This is a genomic window from Chitinophagaceae bacterium (assembly GCA_016710165.1).
Lineage (GTDB): Bacteria > Bacteroidota > Bacteroidia > Chitinophagales > Chitinophagaceae > Ferruginibacter.
On the sequence record JADJLJ010000002.1, the window covers coordinates 587,501 to 605,747 of the forward strand.

The window sequence follows — 18,247 nt, forward strand, 5'->3', positions numbered from 1 at the left end:
CTCCACGAGCCCGGTGAAATTGTAGTATCGGTGAAGATGCCGGTTACCCGTCACGGGACGGAAAGACCCCATGAACCTTCACTACAACTTTGCATTGATTTTGAATTTTTGATGTGTAGGATAGTTGGGAGACTTTGAAGTGGTGTCGCCAGGCATCATGGAGTCGTTGTTGAAATACCAACCTTTAAACATTTAGAATCTAATCCCGAATGGGAAACAGTGCATGGTGGGTAGTTTGACTGGGGTGGTCGCCTCCTAAAGTGTAACGGAGGCTTGCAAAGGTTCCCTCAGTACGGTTGGTAATCGTACATAGAGCGTATTAGTATAAGGGAGCTTGACTGTGAGACTTACAAGTCGAGCAGGGACGAAAGTCGGCTAAAGTGATCCGGCGGTTCTGTATGGAAGGGCCGTCGCTCAAAGGATAAAAGGTACTCTGGGGATAACAGGCTGATCTCCCCCAAGAGCTCATATCGACGGGGAGGTTTGGCACCTCGATGTCGGTTCGTCACATCCTGGGGCTGGAGAAGGTCCCAAGGGTTCGGCTGTTCGCCGATTAAAGTGGCACGTGAACTGGGTTCAGAACGTCGCAAGACAGTTCGGTCCCTATCTGTGATGGGCGCTAGTAAATTGAAAGGACATGACCTTAGTACGAGAGGACCGGGTCGTACACACCGCTGGTGTATCTGTTGTGCCGCCAGGTGCAGTGCAGAGTAGCTATGTGTGGCCAGGATAAACGCTGAAAGCATCTAAGCGTGAAACCTTCCTTAAGATGAGTTTACTTTTAAGGGTCGTCAGAGACTATGACGTTGATAGGCTACAGGTGTAAAGGTGGTAACATCAAAGCCGAGTAGTACTAATTGCCCGTAAGCTTTATTTTTTATTTTGTTTCCCCCATCCCCTAAAGGGGAGAAGGAAGACACAATAATCATAATCAATTACTCTGTTAAACTTCTTATCCCAATATGTCACCTTATTGTTATGGTGAATGATAAATGCCGAATGTTAAATGAAAGTCTCATTCAATATATAGCATACAACATTCAACATGATTAAGATCTTATGGTGGTTTTGCCGAGGGTGTTCACCTCTTCCCATACCGAACAGAGAAGTTAAGCCCCTCATGGCCGATGGTACTGCACAACAATGCGGGAGAGTAGGTAGCTGCCATATTCATTTAAAGAGCCTTTCAGTTAATTCTGGAAGGCTTTTTTATTTTATGTATGTGGGTAAAATCACAGAGAAGTTAACCCGCCGGTGGTGGCCGATGGTATTGCACAACAATGCGGGAGCCCGAAAGTTATCGGATAAAATCCGGTAACTGCCATACCTGCCTGCCGGCAGGTTCATTTAAAGCCTTTCTGGAAAAGGGGTGCTTATTTATTTTGAGGATTTGAAGAATGAATAATGAACAAGGAATGCAGATCGGAGGATTACTTCGGAATTTGATTTGTCCCGGAGAGAACCGGCTGATGTTGCAGTAGAAAGAACGAATTTTGGGTTACTTATTCATATTATTCTCTATTCTTTTATCCGGGATGAACCATATAACAGCCACTGCAACATAAAGTGAAAATCCGATCCATGAGTTCAGAAAAGAAAAGCCAATTCCCAGTGCGTAGAGGATTATAGAGATGATTCCCTTTCGGTCTTTACCTAAGGCCTGCGCCAGGGCAGAATCTTTTCCATGTACATTGGTAAGGCAATGCGCTAAAATATAGTAAGCGATCGCAGCCATCAGCAATACAACACCATACAGCACCACCGGCCAGAAACTGAAGTTATTCTCACCCATCCAGGCAGTGGTGAACGGAATGAGTGAAAGCCAGAATAAGAGATGGATGTTTGACCAGAGCACCGTACCTGTTACTTTATGTACTATATGCATTAAGTGATGATGGTTGTTCCAGTATATACCCAGGTATATGAAGCTGAGCACATAACTGATGAATACCGGAAGCAGCGGTTTCAATGCTGCCAGCTCGCTGCCATGCGGAACTTTCATTTCCAGTACCATGATGGTGATAATGATGGCAAGTACTCCATCACTGAATGCTTCTAACCTTCCTTTTCCCATACGTTAATGATCTAAGGGTGCAATATAGTTTCAGCCATCCAAATTTATTGATTCAAAATAAAAATCCTTCCGGGGTGACCGAAAGGATTTTAAAAATGAGGTTATTTGTATGAATTAATAATCCCTGTTGTAACCACCACCACCGCCGCCGCGGTTTCCACCACCATAACCGCCACCGCCACGGCTTCCGCCACCGTAACCGCCGCCGCCGCTGCGTTTCTTGTAGCCGCCACCACCGCCTTCGCCCTGGGGCCTTGGCTGTGATTCGTTAACGATCAGTTTCCTGCCCTGTACTTCTGTTTCGTTCAGGTTGGCAATAGCAGCTTTTGCTGCTTCATTGTCTTCCATTTCAACAAAACCAAAGCCTTTACTGCGGCCATTCATTTTGTCTTTGAGGATTTTTGCACTGGTAACACTGCCGTACTGTGTGAATAGGTTCATTAAATCATCATCAGTCATTGACCAACTCAGATTTCCAACATAAATGTTCATTGTAAAACTTTTTGATAAATAAATATAATAATACTATAATGACTTAGTTGTAACAATGAACTGAACCTGACTTCTAATAAAGCTACTTCAGCCAATAGCAAAAAACTAAAACCATTAATCGCTATAAAGATAGGGGGCTTTTCTGATTAATGAAATTAATTTTTAACTTTTAAACCGGTTAACCGTGGGGATCGATACAGTTATCTGAATAACAGCACTTTTTGCCACGGAAAATATATTAATATAGGACATTTTTACCTGCGGGGCAATAAAAAAAGCCTGGTGAAGACAGGCTTTTTTACTATTTGTTCGGATGACTCACTCGGCTACCACTTCAAAATCAACTTCTGCTTCGTTTCCGTTCCCGAAATCAATTTTTGCCTTGTAGGTACCCAATTCTTTCACTTCATCAATGATCGAAATGCGGCGGCGGTCGATCTCGTATCCTTTCTGGTCTTTGATCGCCCGTGCGATCTGAACAGAGGTTACGCTGCCAAATATCTTCCCACTGGTACCGGTTTTTGCACCGATCTTCAGTGCTCCTTCTTTTAAAACAGATATCACGCTGTTTAATTCCGCCAATAATTTGGCTTCTTTTTTAGCCTGTTGCTTCTTTTTTTCTTCCATCATTTTAATGTTGGAAGGACTGGCTTCAACAGCGAATTTCTGGGGAATAAGATAATTACGACCGTAACCATTCTTAACAGTAACCAATTCGTTAACGCCACCTAAATTGTTTACATCCTGTATTAATATTACCTGCATCGTTTTGCATTTTTACCCAATCTCGCCAAAGGCGAGACTTTCTCTATTTAAAGGTTAGGGTGGTTAAAAAAATTATTTTAAAAGATCCGTAACGTATGGTAAAATAGCCATTTGACGGGCTTTTTTTACGGCATCGCCTACTTTACGCTGGAACTTAAGCGAGTTCCCGGTAATGCGGCGTGGCAGCAGTCTGCCTTGTTCGTTGATGAATTTTTTCAGAAATTCTGCATCCTTATAATCGATATAGTGGATACCCATTTTCTTAAAGCGGCAGTATTTCTTCGGGCGTTTCTCCTGCTTGATGGCAGTAAGATATTTTATTTCATTTTTTGCCATGATTATGCCTCCGCTTTTTCTGGTTCAGAATGTTTTACGCCACTTCTCTTTTTTACATTGTACTCAACGGCGTATTTGTCGAGTGCAGTGAACATGTGACGCATCTGTGATTCGTCACGTAAAAGTTGAATTTTCAACTTTTCATTGAAGCTGGATGGCGCTTTATACTCCATTACCCAATACAAACCGGTTGTTTTTTTGGCAATGGGATAGGCCAGCGATTTTAGTCCCCAGGGATTCAAGTGCAATACCTCACCTCCGTTTTCTGTAACGAGGTCGGCATATTTTTTCTGAGCGGCTTTAAATTCTTCGTCAGACAGCACAGGGGTAAAAATCACCATCAATTCGTAGTTGTTCATTTCCCTGATTGATTTTTTGTTAAAAATGTTGTTTAATAACCGTTTTTTGAACGGGCAGCAAAGGTAGGACTTTATCAATTAAAAATGAAGAATTAATGAATTAAAAATGAAGCTTTTTTGGTACCAACCCCGGTATTTCAATTTGGCTTCAGTGGCGTTGCAATCCCTTCGTCTTCAATACATATGGCCACATTTCTAACCCTACTATCAATTCAGCCTGTACACCGGGTACCTGTTATGCCCCGGTTCGTAATAGGGCGAATTTTTATATATGAAGTCTAATTGGGCAGAACCATTGGCGGCAAATTTTGGATCTGCCGCTTTTTTCTCTTCCAGCCTGGTTTTGAGGGCCGGATCATTTTTCAATACTTCGGCAGCCAGGTCATCCCACCGGTAATCACTGTATCCTTCTTTTTGCTGCAGGATGGCATCAAAAAAATTCCAGGCAAAGAAACTGTCATCACCGGTGGGTTCCAGCATCTCAACCAGATAACGGTTTGCCGGTTGATCCAGGGGAATAAGATAATCTCCCTTAAGGAATTTTATCTTCTGCTTTTTAACAGATGTTTTCACAGCCGAATTCTTATGATGTTTTTCATAAGGACGGGGAGCGGATCTGTAATCCTCGATCCTGTATGCTTCTACTTCTATGACCGTATCCCTGGGGAATTGCTTAACGGTCACGTTATTGAGTTTAAGCAGGTCCACCACAGCGCTCCATCCCTGCGGTATGATATAGGCATCCGGCCTGTTTATAAAATCAGCGGGATTGAATGCGTTGAAGAACCTGACCTGTTTGGTAAAAGGTTTGCTGCGGTCGTAATACATCCTGTTAACACCGGTGGCATCACTGGGTTTGAACGCCTGTTCATATCCTTTAAAACCAACAAAGGAATATTTTGAAGTATCCACCGTCCATTTGAACGGCCATGATTTTGTTTTTATGACTTCTGCTTTTGCTTTTTTGCGTTGTGCAATCAACCCGGTTGCGTTGGCTGATGATCTTTCCAGTACGGTTTGCATAAAAGCATAGGTGGAAAGCACGCGGTCTTTAAATGGTTTAAGCATGTGTGTTTCCGGAACAAACCCGATGGTTTGAAACAACGCAGCATACCCCGATGAATAACGCGGCGGATCGAAGAACATGACCATCCCCCTGTCTGGACTGGCGGTTTCAAAACTTACATAGGGAACCATATCCCAGTTCTTTTCGGCCATGCCTTTGTACAACTGCGGTTCAAAATCATCTTTCAGCCATCCGCCCAGGTCAGCTCCCAGTTTATCATACTGCGTGGTCAATAAGGTCATGGTGTGCTGGTAATCTGCACCGTCGCTTACGTGGTTATCAATTAATATATCGGGATCCAGCCCATGAAAGGTCTGTGCAAATGATCTTGCTTCTTTACTGTCGCATTTGGTGAAATCCCTGTTCAGGTCAAGGTTTTGTGCATTGCCACGGAAACCATATTCCAACGGTCCATTCTGATTTGCCCGGGAATAGGAATTCCGGTTAAGGCAACCGCCGATATTGTAAACCGGTATCAGGGCCAGGGCAACATTATCCGGCAGATTTATTTTTTTTGAAACGATGTCCCTTACCAGCATCATGCTGGCATCAATGCCATCCGGCTCCCCGGGATGAATGCCGTTGTTGATCAGAATGACTGCTTTGTTTTGCTTATGCCATTGTGCGGCATCGAACTTCCCGTCATTACTTACCAATACCAGGTGCAGGGGATAGCCTGCATCGGTCATTCCCATTTCCTTCACAAGTACCTGTGTGGAAGCCTTGTCCAGATCTTTATACCATTCAATGGCCTCAAAATAAGTAGCGCTCTCGGTGCCATTGCTTTTTTCAAAGGGGCACTGCTGGGCATTTATTTGCGAGAAAAAGGAAATGAAGAAGGAAAGAATGATGAGCTTTCTCATGCAGGTTAATTTTTTTCAAGCTACAATAATTTCAGGTCAGTGAATTGCCGTTCGTAAAAATAAAGAACCGGCTGCATTATTGCAGCCGGCCCGGTCAGGCGATCAGAATTATTTAATGATCACGAAAGACTGTCGTATCAGTTCAGTATGGTTGCTGATGCGGATAAAGTACCTGCCTGCAGGAAGTCTGCTTACATCAAGGTCAACAGATGATTGTGACACGGTTACCTGTTGCTGCATAAGAATTCTGCCGGAAAGGTCAGTAACGGATAAACTGCCTGCTTCTGTCAGCGGGCTGGATAACCGGATGACCAGGTTGCCTTTTGCAGGATTGGGATAAACCAACGCATTGGAAAAGTTCCCATTCAGGCGGACAGGAATGGTTTTGCTGTAACTGTACTTGCCGTCGATGTCAACCATTTTTAAGCGGTAGTAAACAATGGCTGCAGCTGGCATACTATTATCAATGAAAGAATAATCTGCCAGGTTCCTGCCTTTTACAGAACCGATCTTATGAAACAAGGAACCGTCAACACTTCTTTCAACTTCAAACTGTTTGAAATTGGTCTCATAAGTGGCATACCATTTTAAAAATACGGATCCATTATTTTTTTGTGCGGTAAAGTCAGTAATGGTTACGGGCAATAAGCCGGTGCATTGCCATATCATATAAACAAATTCGGGATGATCAATGAACGGATTCCGGTTTCCCTGAATTGCATACACCGCATTGTTCCGGTCGATCTCCTTTTGACTTACCGGGTCATTTGTATGCCACTTGTACATCAGCTTAATATCCCAGTCATCAAAGGAGGGATAGGCAGTACCATTCAGTACATCATTGGCATTCCCGTTGTTTTGCCATCCTGCCACCAGGTTCTGGTATCTTGTTGCCATGTATAAATGCGCTCTCGCCAGGTCGCCCTTGTATTCATTTCTTGGTTCAAAAACAACTCCGCTGAAACCCGGGAAAGTATTTGGTCCCAGCTTGCCGCCATTTTGAGATGTCCAGGTAGGGGCGCTTACCTCTCCATAAGGCTGATTTCCCCTCCGGTTATTCACATATCCGTCGGTGGGAAATAAATGATTGATGTCTGAATACATCGGATAGGCATCATTGAACCACGACGAGGGAAAGGAATGTTCCCTGTTATAACAATCGCTTTCCGAATTATACGTACCGCATTGATCAACGCTGAAGGTATACGTATAGGGTTCCGGGCCCACCGGGTTGTCGCTGTACATATCCCAGATGATATCCGCATTGTTGGCATCATTCCGGTGCAGGTCGGTGGTTTGATAGGCATTCCAGACACCGGGTGTATAACTTAACTGGGTATAATTTGCTGAAATGATATTGAATAAAGCCGTTTTCAGCGGTGCGCAGGTTAGGGCATTGGCCGCATCATAATAACCGGGGGGAATACCATTGCCACTGAGGGTTGTGGTACTTCCGGTAAGAGGCGTTATGTTATAAAATGGTTCGCCGCTGCAATCCCCGTTGGCAGAAAAAACAAAGAAATAATAGAGCGTTCCGGCTGTTAATCCAAATGATGAGAAACTTGTTGCTGAGGTATAAGTCACTACAGTACCTCCGCCAAATGCCTGGCCGGCTGTATAGGTCGTTCCATCAACAGGGGTTGCAGCCAGGCTTGCATTTAAGCTTCTTACTACCAGGTACCTGTTGGCGCCGGCAGCAGCCGTGAAACTCCCGCTTACTGAAATAACGCTTGGAGTGAGCACTAAATTAGTGGGTGCAGAAGACGGTGTGGTGCAGGGCGGTAGTGCGGGAGTGGCAATACTTCCCGTTAATGGATTTAGCTGGAGATAATTCGGAGCAGCACTGCAATTCTCATTATTATGAGCAAAGACAAAATAGTAATAAGTAGTTGCAGGGATTAAATTAATGTCGGTAAAAGAAGTGGAGGTTGTGCTGGAAACAACAACTCCGCCGCCCAAAGGATCCCCGGTTGTATAAAACGTTCCGTCAGCAGGCGGTGAAGCTAACGTAGCAGCAGTACTTCGAACGATCAGGTATTCGTTTGCAGCCGGAATGGCGGCATCAAATGTTCCGCTCACAGTTGTAGGCGTAGGTGTTAAAACCAGATTGGAAGGCTGGCTGGCCGGCTCCGTGCAGGGGGCAGCACCCCCGCCAATACTGATATCGTCTATGGCGATCCGGTCTCTTGACCCGGATCCGCCCGCCGTTGCCCAATAGACCCACCTGATCTGAACTTCGGGCTGATTCTCTGCTGCTACAGGTAAGTTTTCTGTAAAAGCCAAAGAGTGACCGGCTACCTGCCCGGTACTGCTGTATGTGGAAGTGGTTCCGATATCAATAAAATTACCCGTGGTTCCAAGCCGGTATTGCAAAGCAACATTAACATCCCAGGCCGTCTGCTGCAATATCAAACGGGCGGTCCACTGCACTTCAATATTCGTCTTCCCGGTCGTATTTACAGAGATCACCCATGCACCTGCCGACTGGCTGCCAGATGCCAGCACACTCAAACCGTTGGGTCCCTCATCCCTCCAGCCACCTGAATTTATGGTTGCATTATAGGGGAGATCTGCATTGCCCGGGATAAGTGTCCTGGTTGTGGGAATAGCCCCCGCCGTTGTGCCAAAACGATGCAGGGCAACTCCGGCAGGAGGAATATTGCCGGTATGACTGGTAATATTAAATGGCAGCGTTTGTGGTGTGGGGTTCGTTTGAGAAAAACTGATAACAGCCAGCAGCAAAAAAGAGAGAAGGCCGGTACTTTTTTTAAGCATAAAGCATTTTGTAATAGGACAGCAAATTTAAGAATTAACCCCCTGCCAGCATTAATAATTTATCAACAAAAAGCCCGTCAATAGTATAATTGACGGGCCTGAATCATATGGAATGAGTAAACTTTTATTTTGCCTGCGCATTCACTCGCCTGGCCAGTTTGCTCTTTAGATTGGCAGCTTTGTTCTTGTGGATGGTACCACGCTTGGCCAGTTTATCGATCATGGAAGCAACTTTAGGGAGTTCACCGGTTGCGGTCTTTTTATCGGCAGCTTTTAAATCACGGATGGCGTTACGGGTGGTTTTACCGTAATAACGGTTACGTTCGTTACGCTTTTTGCTCTGACGTACATCTTTCTTGGTAGCTGAATGGTTTGCCATTTACATTTATTTTTTGGGCTGCAAAGATAGGGGAATCCATGTAAAATTCAGGACCGGGTCATCAATAATTTTTAAATCAGCCGCCTATTTCATTAATTTGACCTAAAATCGGCTTATGAACAGGTATCTTTTACTGGTTTTACATACCGGATCACTGGTATTGCTGGGGTTTGGCTGGGTACTTGACGTCCTCCAGATCGATATTTCCGTTCAGTTTTTTGCCAGGGTCAACCTTTTCAACGAGAAACGCAGTGTGCTGGGCATGCTGCAAAAGCTTTGGAGCGACAAAAGCTACTGGCCTTTTGTCCTGATCTTTGTATTTGGCATCATCATCCCGGTCCTGAAATCTGCCCTTCTTTACTACATCATATTGGTTAAGAACCACAATATCAAATGGCGGCACCTGGTAAGCGCCATCAGTAAATGGGCCATGGCCGATGTTTTTGCCATCAGCATCTTTGTTGCATTCCTGGGCGCCAATGCCATGCAGAACACGAAGGCAATCCTGGAACCCGGCTTCTATTATTTTTCCGGCTATGTTCTGCTGAGCGGAATAGTAGCCATGTTGTGCGCAAAAATGCTGGATAATTCCACCGCACAAACCGCATAATTAACCGATATTTGCAGCCTGTTTTTGAGCAGGTAACTACATCAAATTTTCTGATCACCATGAAGGATTTCCAGTACATCACCAGTTCCCATCCCGGCTATATCGAAGGTTTATATAATGATTTTGTAAAGGACCCCAACAGCGTGGATGCGGATATGCGTAAATTTTTCGAGGGCTTCGACTTTGCCGTTACCCATGGGGCTGCAGTAAATGGAAAGGCCACTACGGGTAATGGTACGGCTGCCGGGGTAGACTGGATGCAGGAGATCAGGGCTTACCGCATGATATTGCGATACCGGAACAAGGGCCATTTATTGGCTGATACCAACCCGATCCGCAAACGGAAAGACCGGGGCGCCAACCTGGAGCCTTCGTACTTTGGTTTTACCGAGGCAGACCTGGACAGATCTTTTCATGCAGGCGAATTGATCGGCCTGGGAACGACAAGCCTGCGAAATATCATCGCCCATTTAAAAAAATGTTATACCGGGCATCTGGGAGTTGAATTCAAATATGTAGCGGATAAGGAAAAGACAGACTGGCTCACTAAAGCTATTGAAAAAACAATGCTGGAACCGGTTCTGCTCACCCAGAAAAAACGCATTCTCCAGAAACTCAATGAAGGAGTGATGTTTGAAAAGTTCCTGCATACAAAATACATCGGGCAGAAAAGATTTTCACTGGAAGGGGGGGAAACAGCCATTGCTGCATTGGATGCGATCATCAATACTTCCGCCAATAATAATGTGGAAGAAGTAGTGATCGGCATGGCACACCGGGGAAGGCTGAATGTACTGGCCAACATCATGGGAAAGACCTATGAACAGATATTCAGTGAATTCGAAGGCTCCAGCCTGCCCGATACGACCATGGGCAGTGGTGATGTGAAATATCACCTGGGTTTTGGCAGTGATGTGGAAACGGCGGATGGTAAAAAGATACATTTAAAACTCAGCCCCAACCCATCACACCTGGAAGCCGTTGACCCGGTGGTGATCGGTTTTGCAAGAAGCAAGGCGGATATTCTATACAACAGCGATTACGATAAGATACTTCCCATCCTTATCCATGGCGACGCATCGGTTGCCGGGCAGGGAGTAGTGTATGAAGTGCTGCAGATGAGCGGGCTGAAAGGATATTATACCGGCGGAACGATCCATTTCGTGATCAACAACCAGATCGGGTTCACGACAGATTTTGATGATGCAAGAACCGCCGATTATTGTACAAGCATTGCTGCCATGGTACAGGCGCCGGTACTTCATGTTAATGGCGATGATGCAGAAGCCGTGGTAAAAGCAAGCCAGATAGCAACCTTATACCGCCAGCAATTCAACAGCGACATTTTCATTGACATGGTTTGCTACCGCCGGCATGGTCATAATGAAGGCGATGAACCCAAATTCACCCAGCCGCAATTGTATGCGATTATTGAAAAACACCTGAACCCAAGAGAGGTCTATACACAGTTCTTAATGCAGAACGGGGAGCCGGAAGCACAGGCCCTGGCCAGGGAAATGGAACAGAAATTCCTGGCCGACCTGCAGGAACGCCTGGATGAAGTGAAACAAAACCCGCTGCCGTATACCTACCAGCCACCGGAATTGGTCTGGAAAAGTTTGCGTAAGGCAACGTCAGATGATTTTGATGCTTCTCCTGTAACGGCGATCGGGACTGAAATGTTTCAACAGCTTTTTGAGGGCATGATGAAATGGCCGGCCGATTTTAAGCCGCTTCGTAAAGTGGAAAAACTGATCCAGGATAAACTGAAGCTGTTCCATGATGAAAAGAAAGTGGATTGGGCTACCGCAGAGCTGATGGCTTATGGCAGTTTGCTGGTGGAAGGCAAAGATGTACGCATGAGCGGGCAGGATGTTAAGCGTGGCACATTCAGTCACCGCCATGCGGTGATCTATGATGAGAATACGAATAAGGGCTACAACCGGCTGAATCATTTTACCGAAACACAATCTCCCTTCCGCATTTATAATTCGCTGTTGAGTGAATACGCGGTGCTGGGCTTTGAATATGGATATTCCATGGCGAATCCAAATGCCCTGGTAATATGGGAAGCACAGTTCGGGGATTTCTGCAACGGTGCACAAACCATCGTTGATCAGTTCATTGCTGCAGCCGAAACCAAGTGGCAACGGATGAATGGCGTTGTAATGTTATTACCACATGGGTACGAAGGGCAGGGGCCCGAGCACAGCAGTGCCCGTATGGAGCGCTTTTTACAAATGTGTGCCGAACTGAATTTCGTGGTGACCAATGTTACTACTGCTGCCAACTTTTTCCATCTGTTGAGACGGCAACTGGCATGGCCTTTCCGCAAGCCGTTGGTTAATTTCTCTCCAAAGGCCAACCTGCGCCATATTGGTAGTTACAGCACCATGAATGAATTTACCAATGGGGGATTCAAAGAAGTGCTGGACGACAGCAGCGCAGGCGATGCCGCATCGGTAAAGAAGGTGTTGCTTTGCAGCGGAAAAATTTATTTTGACCTGGCAGAGCGTAAGCAGAAAGAAAACCGGAATGACGTAGCCATTGTACGGATGGAACAGGTACATCCGTTACCGCAAAAGCAACTAGATGCCCTGTATAAGAAATACAGCAAGGCCATCTGGTACTGGGTGCAGGAAGAGCCGCTGAACATGGGTGCCGCCACTTTCTTACGGATGAACCTGAAGAACATCAATTTCTATATCATCAGCCGCCAGCCAGGTGCCGCCACGGCAACCGGGTTCAGTAAGATACATGCAAAGGAACAGGCACAGATCGTAGATACGGCATTCAGTATTTAATAAAACCGGTGATGGACTAAACGGCTATCACGCTGTTGTTAACAACCGCAAAGGCTTTTCTTTTTTTGATGGTTCTACCAGGTATGTTCCGGTAAATTTTCCAAAGGCAGGCAGTACGGCATAGTTTTCTGTAAAATAAAAGCAGGGAAAGCGTAGGGACTGTTTACCCAATCCCCTGATGCTTACCGCCGGGTGGATATGCCCGCTGAAGCAATAATTGTTCTTCAGTTCAGCTTCTGCCAGGTCTTCAATGTGATGCACAAAGATGAAATCATTTTTTTGCCAAAGCTGCAGGGCCACTTCAATGCCTGCATTCCTGTACCACTCGCCGGCAATGATATCATGATTTCCTTTTACCAGCAGGAAATCAACATGCGGGAAATCATTCCGCCATTTTAAGAACCAGTCGTGTTCTTTATTCTCAATGCTGTGAAACAGGTCGCCTACAATGATCAGTTGTTTTGGTTTGAAGAACTGGATACTGTCTACCAGCCGCTGCATATCTTCTTTGGTAACCGAAGGAGGGATGGGAATGCCGCTCTTTCGGAAATGGCCTGTCTTGCCAATGTGCAGGTCGGATAATATCAATGCCTTCTCCTGCTCCCAAAAAACCGTACGGTTGCTGTGAAGGATAAGATCATTGTTGTGGATAGTATGTTTTATAAATGCCGGCATTAATTTCTTTGTCGCTTTTGTTTTTTTTACCTGCTTTGACCAACTCAGCATGACAGAAAAAACAAAAGCTGTCAGCCTGAGCTTGTCGAAGGCGGTTATTTAAGATTCGCCTTCCAATTGTACCTGCATTCGTTTCACCCTGTCTTCTAATTGTTCTGAGCTCATGTTCTCCCGCAAACTGTCAACCTTTAACGGGAAACAAAATGGGGTTAATTGCTGCGGCCAGGTGATCACAATATTGCTTTTCTGTATCCGCTGCAGCATATCCCGCAGCCTTGCTTCTTCCATCTGCTGGTCAAATACTTCCGTGTAAGCCTGTTTCAACAGGATATTATTGGGTTCATACTCTGCGAATACTTTGAACAGCAAGGATGCGGAAGATTGCAGGTGCCTTGCCTTTTGTTTCTCACCCGGCATGCCCTGGAATATCAACCCGCCAATGACGGCAATATCCCGGAACTTGCGTTTTGCCATTTCGGTGCTGTTCACACTTTTCTGTATGTCCTCAAATAGATTTTCCTCGCTGAACAGTTCATACACGTTGCTGTCGTCAACCGGGATGGGCTGGTCACTCAGCAGTTCAAAACCATAATCATTCATGGCAAAGGAAAAAGTGACGGGCATGATGCGGCTGATGCGGTAAGCCAGGATGGCCGCCATGGCTTCATGCACCAACCGGCCTTCAAACGGATATACGAACAGGTGAAAGCCATCTTTGGTCTCAATATGTTCGATCAGCAGTTCATTCTCTTTTGGTACACGACTGAGTTCATTCTGTAGTTTGAATAAGGGTTTTAAGACCTGCAGTTCTTCTACCTTGTTTTTCTTTTGGCTCGTATCAAGCGCCTGCCGTAGTTTTTTACCCATGTTGCTGCTCAGGCTCATTCTTCCCCCCATCCAGCTTGGGATGATGCTTTTTTTAGACGTTGATCTTTTTACCAGCACGGTCATATCCTTTATCATCACCAGTTCCAGGTTTCTTCCCGCAATGGTAAATGAATCACCCGGGTCCAGCCGCGAGATGAACCATTCTTCGATCATGCCGATATAGCCGCCACCCATGAATTTTACTTTCAGCATGGCGTCACTTACGATGGTGCCGATGTGCATGCGGTGGCGCATGGCAATGCGGCGGCCGTTGATCTTATGCAGCCCATCCGGCATCACTTCTACTTTCTTGTATTCATCATATTGATTCAAGGCCTTACCACCGGCAGTAATGTGCAGCAGTATTTCCAGGAATTCATCTTTGGTCATCTCACTAAAACAGAAAGTGCTTTTTATTTCTTCAAAAACGGGGTCCGGATAAAAACCGTCTCCAACAGCCAGGGTACACAGATATTGTATCAGCACGTCATAACACAACAGCATGGGTGGTTTGCTCTCGATAAAATTTTCTTCCACAGCTTTTTTTAAAGCCGCAGCTTCCACCAACTCTAAACTATGGGTGGGTAAAAAGTAGATATTGCTCACCGCATCCGGACTATGGCCGCTCCGGCCGGCCCGTTGTAAGAATCTTGCCACGCCTTTGGGAGAGCCCACCTGTATCACCGTTTCCACCGGGCGGAAGTCAACTCCCAGGTCAAGGCTGGCGGTACATACTACGGCTTTTAATTTCCCGGAATGCAGGTTTTCTTCCACCCAAAGCCGTAAGGCCTGTTCAATGCTGCCATGATGCAGTGCAATGGCACCGGCCAGTTCAGGCGCTGCATTCAGCAATGCCTGGTACCACATCTCCGTCATGCCTCTTGTGTTAATAAAAATCAGTGTTGTCTTACTCTGGTGAATGATGGGAATGATCTTATCCACCAGCTTTATTCCCAGGTGCCCGGCCCAGGGATATTTTTCTATTTCATCCGGGAAGATGGATTGGATTATTGTTTGTTTTTGGAGGTTTGCTTTTATTACCTCACCCCAACCCCCAACCTCCCCTAAATCCCCTCCAAAGGAGGGGACTTGTAAGCCCCTGCTTTTTTGTGAAACTTTTACGGGATGTAACAGCACTTCTCTTGCTTCATCCAAATTTCCGATCGTGGCAGATATTCCCCAAACTGAACATGGAGCATTGTTCATTGAATATTGAACATTTATTATCCTGCTGATAGCTAACTCCACTTGCACGCCTCTTTTTCCTCCCATCAGTTCGTGCCACTCATCAACTGCAATTATTTTTAATGAAGAAAAATAAGCAGGATTGTTTTTCTGCGCCAGCAGCAAATGCAGGCTCTCCGGTGTGATGATGAGCACTTCGGGCATTTGCTTTTTCTGTTTTTCCCGTTCTTTTAGTTCTGTATCACCGTTGCGGATGCCCACTTTCCACTGCATGTTCAATTGTTCAACCACTTCTTCCATGGCCCGTCCAATATCCTTTGCCAGTGCCCGGAGTGGTGTTATCCATACTAACTGCAGGCCGTTGTTTTTTTTAGTTTGATAATTCTCGGGATGCTGATTGATGAACCCGATAAGGGCGCCCAGGAACACCGAATAGGTCTTGCCGCAGCCGGTGGGTGCATTCACCAGGCCGCTTTTGTTCTCCATGATCTGCTGCCAGGTCTGCTCCTGGAATGCAAAAGGCTGCCGCTGGTTTTGTGAAAGCCAGTGTGTGATCATTTTATAACCCGGGGATCGGTGCAGCTGCATAATTGGTCATGCAAATTAACTACAGAAACGGTCTTAACCCGTCAATTTGAGGTGAAGATCCTTTGCGTGAAGTTTTTACAGGCTTTTACCAGCAGATCTAACTGCCGGCTTTCCTGCTGTTTCAGCTTTTTAATGTATGCCGCCGGACCAAGGTCATTGTTTTCAAGAAACCGTACGGCCATAAAACTGTCGTGCCATTTACCGGCAACGGTTTGCAGTTTATCAAGGTACGCAGCATTCAGCCCGGTACTTTTTTGAAGCCCGGCCGGAAGTGCATGATACAGGTACATCATTTTCTTGATCCTGATCCGGAAGCGGTGAATATTTTTTTTATCCCCCCGGTCATTAAAAAGGTTTTCTGCATTACTGACCTGGGCGATAAAATACTTTTTCAGTTCCTTCTTTTTTAATTTGTGATGGGGAAGCCTGAGTTTCTTTTCAGCCCTTTTAACGCCTGCCAGGTACCGGGAGATATTATCTATGAATTGAGTTTCCAGCAGTTTCTGTTTTTCTGAAAGCCCGGTAAGCAGTTTGCCCGGGCAGGACACTGTTTTAATGATGCCCGTATTAATATGGTTCTCCCTTAAGATGCCGGCATCGTTGAATAACCGCCGGAGTATCTTTTTGGGAAGTTTTTCCGTATCATCCATTTTGTTCAGGAAAGAAAGCAATGCCCGGATCTTTTTAATATCAACCCGCAGCCAATGGATCTGCTCCTGTTTTTTCTCCGCTGCATACGCATGCAGGTTTTGCCTGATGGCGGAAAACCGCTGGGTTATATAAACGGAAGGAAATGACATGTTGAATAAATATGGTATGATCCCGGGCAAAGTTATTCATAAAGAACTGCTGTTTTCAGCCATTTTCCGTTGATTTTATGCGACGCTGCCCCGGGGCAAGACAAGTTGCAGGTAGCAGCCCCATCCTGTACTAAAGTTTCGGATGGCAAGCCCAATTCCTTATTTTTGCACTCCTTTTTAAAAGTCAGTTATTATGTTCAATTCGTTAAGTGAAAAGTTAGAAGCAGCCTTCAAGAATATAAAAGGCCAGGCCCGGATCAATGAACTCAATATTGCCAATACGGTAAAAGACATCCGCCGGGCACTGGTGGATGCGGACGTGAACTATAAAATTGCCAAAGATTTCACCGACCGGATAAAGGAAAAAGCGTTGGGTGAAAAAGTGCTTACGGCGGTAAGTCCGGGCCAGCAAATGGTGAAGATCGTGCAGGACGAACTGACGGAACTGATGGGCGGCTCGGAAAGTGAATTCAACATCAGTGGTAACCCGGCCATCATTTTGGTTGCCGGTTTACAGGGTAGTGGTAAAACAACTTTCAGTGGCAAGCTGGCTAACTATCTTAAAACCAAAAAGGGTAAATCACCTTTGCTGGTAGCGGCAGACATTTACCGCCCTGCGGCGATCGACCAGCTGGAAGTATTGGGCGGACAGATCGATGTGGCTGTTTACAGCGAGCGGGAAAATAAAGATGCGGTATCCATTGTTCAGAATGCAATAAAGGAAGCAAGGTCGAAAAATAAGAATGTGATCATCATCGATACAGCCGGCCGCCTGGCGGTAGATGAAGTGATGATGACCGAAGTGGCTGATATAAAAGCCGCTGTAAACCCGCAGGAGATCTTATTTGTAGTGGATAGCATGACGGGCCAGGATGCGGTGAACACGGCAGCGGCTTTCAACGAGCGCCTTGATTTCAGCGGTGTGGTGCTGACCAAACTGGATGGTGATACAAGGGGTGGTGCTGCACTTTCTATCAAGTACACCGTAAACAAACCCATCAAGTTTGCCAGCAGCGGCGAGAAGATGGATACACTGGATGTATTCTATCCGGAGCGTATGGCTCAACGTATCCTGGGCATGGGCGATATTGTGAGCCTGGTGGAAAAAGCGCAGGAGCAGTTTGATGAAGCAGAAGCAAAGAAACTGGAAAAGAAGATACGCAAGAACCAGTTCGACTTCGAGGATTTTAAGACCCAGTTGCAGCAGATAAAAAAGATGGGCAACCTCAAAGACCTCATGGGTATGATACCCGGCGTAGGCAAACAGGTGAAAGACCTGGACGTAAACGACGATTCCTTCAAAGGCATTGAAGCCATGATCAATTCCATGACCCTGCAGGAACGCAGGAATCCCGACATCATCAACCCCGGCCGCAAGGCACGCATTGCCAAAGGTGCCGGCAAGGACATTGCCGAACTGAATGCTTTTTTAAAGCAATTTGAGCAGATGAAAGGGATGATGAAGATGATGAACAAAATGCCCATGGGCCGCATGCCGGGCATGGTGGGGAAAAGATGATGATTTGATCAGATATTTCGTCAAATGAGGGGTAATGAACCCGTTATTTCCTGTTGAAATATTAGACATTTCTTAATATCTGAACGACGG

The 18,247-nt window shown here is 45.7% G+C and carries 14 protein-coding genes and 2 rRNA genes (1 of these 16 only partly in view); 5 read left to right on the forward strand and 11 right to left on the reverse strand.

Annotation, left to right across the window (positions count from 1 at the left end; all coding sequences use genetic code 11):
• Window positions 1-877: ribosomal RNA gene (locus IPJ02_13010) — 23S ribosomal RNA — on the forward strand (it extends 2,012 nt beyond the left edge of the window).
• A gap of 181 nt (window positions 878-1,058) precedes the next feature.
• A 5S ribosomal RNA gene (rrf, locus tag IPJ02_13015) occupies window positions 1,059-1,170 on the forward strand.
• A 328-nt stretch (window positions 1,171-1,498) separates the two neighbouring features.
• Here rrf and IPJ02_13020 read toward each other — a convergent pair.
• The 8 genes from IPJ02_13020 to IPJ02_13055 form a co-directional block, all read right to left on the reverse strand.
• Window positions 1,499-2,074: a DUF1211 domain-containing protein gene (locus IPJ02_13020; GenBank protein ID MBK7376435.1), complete on the reverse strand. Its 576-nt coding sequence runs from the start codon at window positions 2,072-2,074 to the stop codon at window positions 1,499-1,501.
• A 114-nt stretch (window positions 2,075-2,188) separates the two neighbouring features.
• Complete coding sequence (locus IPJ02_13025; protein ID MBK7376436.1) at window positions 2,189-2,566, reverse strand: RNA-binding protein; 378 nt, start codon at window positions 2,564-2,566, stop codon at window positions 2,189-2,191.
• Window positions 2,567-2,884: 318 nt separating this feature from the next.
• Complete coding sequence (locus IPJ02_13030) at window positions 2,885-3,331, reverse strand: 50S ribosomal protein L9 (protein MBK7376437.1); 447 nt, start codon at window positions 3,329-3,331, stop codon at window positions 2,885-2,887.
• 72 nt (window positions 3,332-3,403) lie between these two features.
• Window positions 3,404-3,667 carry a 30S ribosomal protein S18 gene (locus IPJ02_13035; GenBank protein MBK7376438.1) on the reverse strand — a complete coding sequence of 88 codons (264 nt, stop codon included), beginning with the start codon at window positions 3,665-3,667 and terminating at the stop codon, window positions 3,404-3,406.
• 2 nt (window positions 3,668-3,669) lie between these two features.
• Complete coding sequence (gene rpsF, locus IPJ02_13040; protein ID MBK7376439.1) at window positions 3,670-4,026, reverse strand: 30S ribosomal protein S6; 357 nt, start codon at window positions 4,024-4,026, stop codon at window positions 3,670-3,672.
• Window positions 4,027-4,233: 207 nt separating this feature from the next.
• Complete coding sequence (locus IPJ02_13045) at window positions 4,234-5,955, reverse strand: M14 family metallopeptidase (protein MBK7376440.1); 1,722 nt, start codon at window positions 5,953-5,955, stop codon at window positions 4,234-4,236.
• A gap of 108 nt (window positions 5,956-6,063) precedes the next feature.
• Window positions 6,064-8,730, reverse strand: coding sequence for an endonuclease (locus IPJ02_13050; GenBank protein ID MBK7376441.1), 2,667 nt, complete (start codon window positions 8,728-8,730; stop codon window positions 6,064-6,066).
• A gap of 124 nt (window positions 8,731-8,854) precedes the next feature.
• Complete coding sequence (locus tag IPJ02_13055) at window positions 8,855-9,109, reverse strand: 30S ribosomal protein S20 (protein ID MBK7376442.1); 255 nt, start codon at window positions 9,107-9,109, stop codon at window positions 8,855-8,857.
• 115 nt (window positions 9,110-9,224) lie between these two features.
• Between IPJ02_13055 and IPJ02_13060 the strand changes: the two genes are divergently transcribed.
• A complete protein-coding gene (locus IPJ02_13060) occupies window positions 9,225-9,719 on the forward strand; it encodes a paraquat-inducible protein A (protein MBK7376443.1) in 495 nt (164 codons plus the stop codon).
• Between the two features lie 59 nt (window positions 9,720-9,778).
• Window positions 9,779-12,523 (forward strand): 2-oxoglutarate dehydrogenase E1 component, encoded by a 2,745-nt coding sequence (locus IPJ02_13065; GenBank protein ID MBK7376444.1) that lies wholly within the window; start codon window positions 9,779-9,781, stop codon window positions 12,521-12,523.
• Window positions 12,524-12,550: 27 nt separating this feature from the next.
• Here IPJ02_13065 and pdeM read toward each other — a convergent pair whose 3' ends face one another.
• From pdeM to IPJ02_13080, 3 genes are all read right to left on the reverse strand, one after another.
• On the reverse strand, window positions 12,551-13,198 hold the full coding sequence (pdeM, locus tag IPJ02_13070; protein ID MBK7376445.1) for a ligase-associated DNA damage response endonuclease PdeM: 648 nt from the start codon (window positions 13,196-13,198) through the stop codon (window positions 12,551-12,553).
• A 99-nt stretch (window positions 13,199-13,297) separates the two neighbouring features.
• On the reverse strand, window positions 13,298-15,838 hold the full coding sequence (locus IPJ02_13075) for a ligase-associated DNA damage response DEXH box helicase (protein MBK7376446.1): 2,541 nt from the start codon (window positions 15,836-15,838) through the stop codon (window positions 13,298-13,300).
• Between the two features lie 41 nt (window positions 15,839-15,879).
• The gene (locus IPJ02_13080) at window positions 15,880-16,638 is read right to left on the reverse strand and encodes a CHAD domain-containing protein (GenBank protein ID MBK7376447.1); all 759 of its coding nucleotides are present in this window, start codon (window positions 16,636-16,638) and stop codon (window positions 15,880-15,882) included.
• Window positions 16,639-16,831: 193 nt separating this feature from the next.
• Between IPJ02_13080 and ffh the strand changes: the two genes are divergently transcribed.
• Window positions 16,832-18,157, forward strand: a complete 1,326-nt coding sequence (ffh, locus tag IPJ02_13085) for a signal recognition particle protein (GenBank protein MBK7376448.1) — start codon at window positions 16,832-16,834, stop codon at window positions 18,155-18,157.
• The last annotated feature ends 90 nt before the right edge of the window (window positions 18,158-18,247 follow it).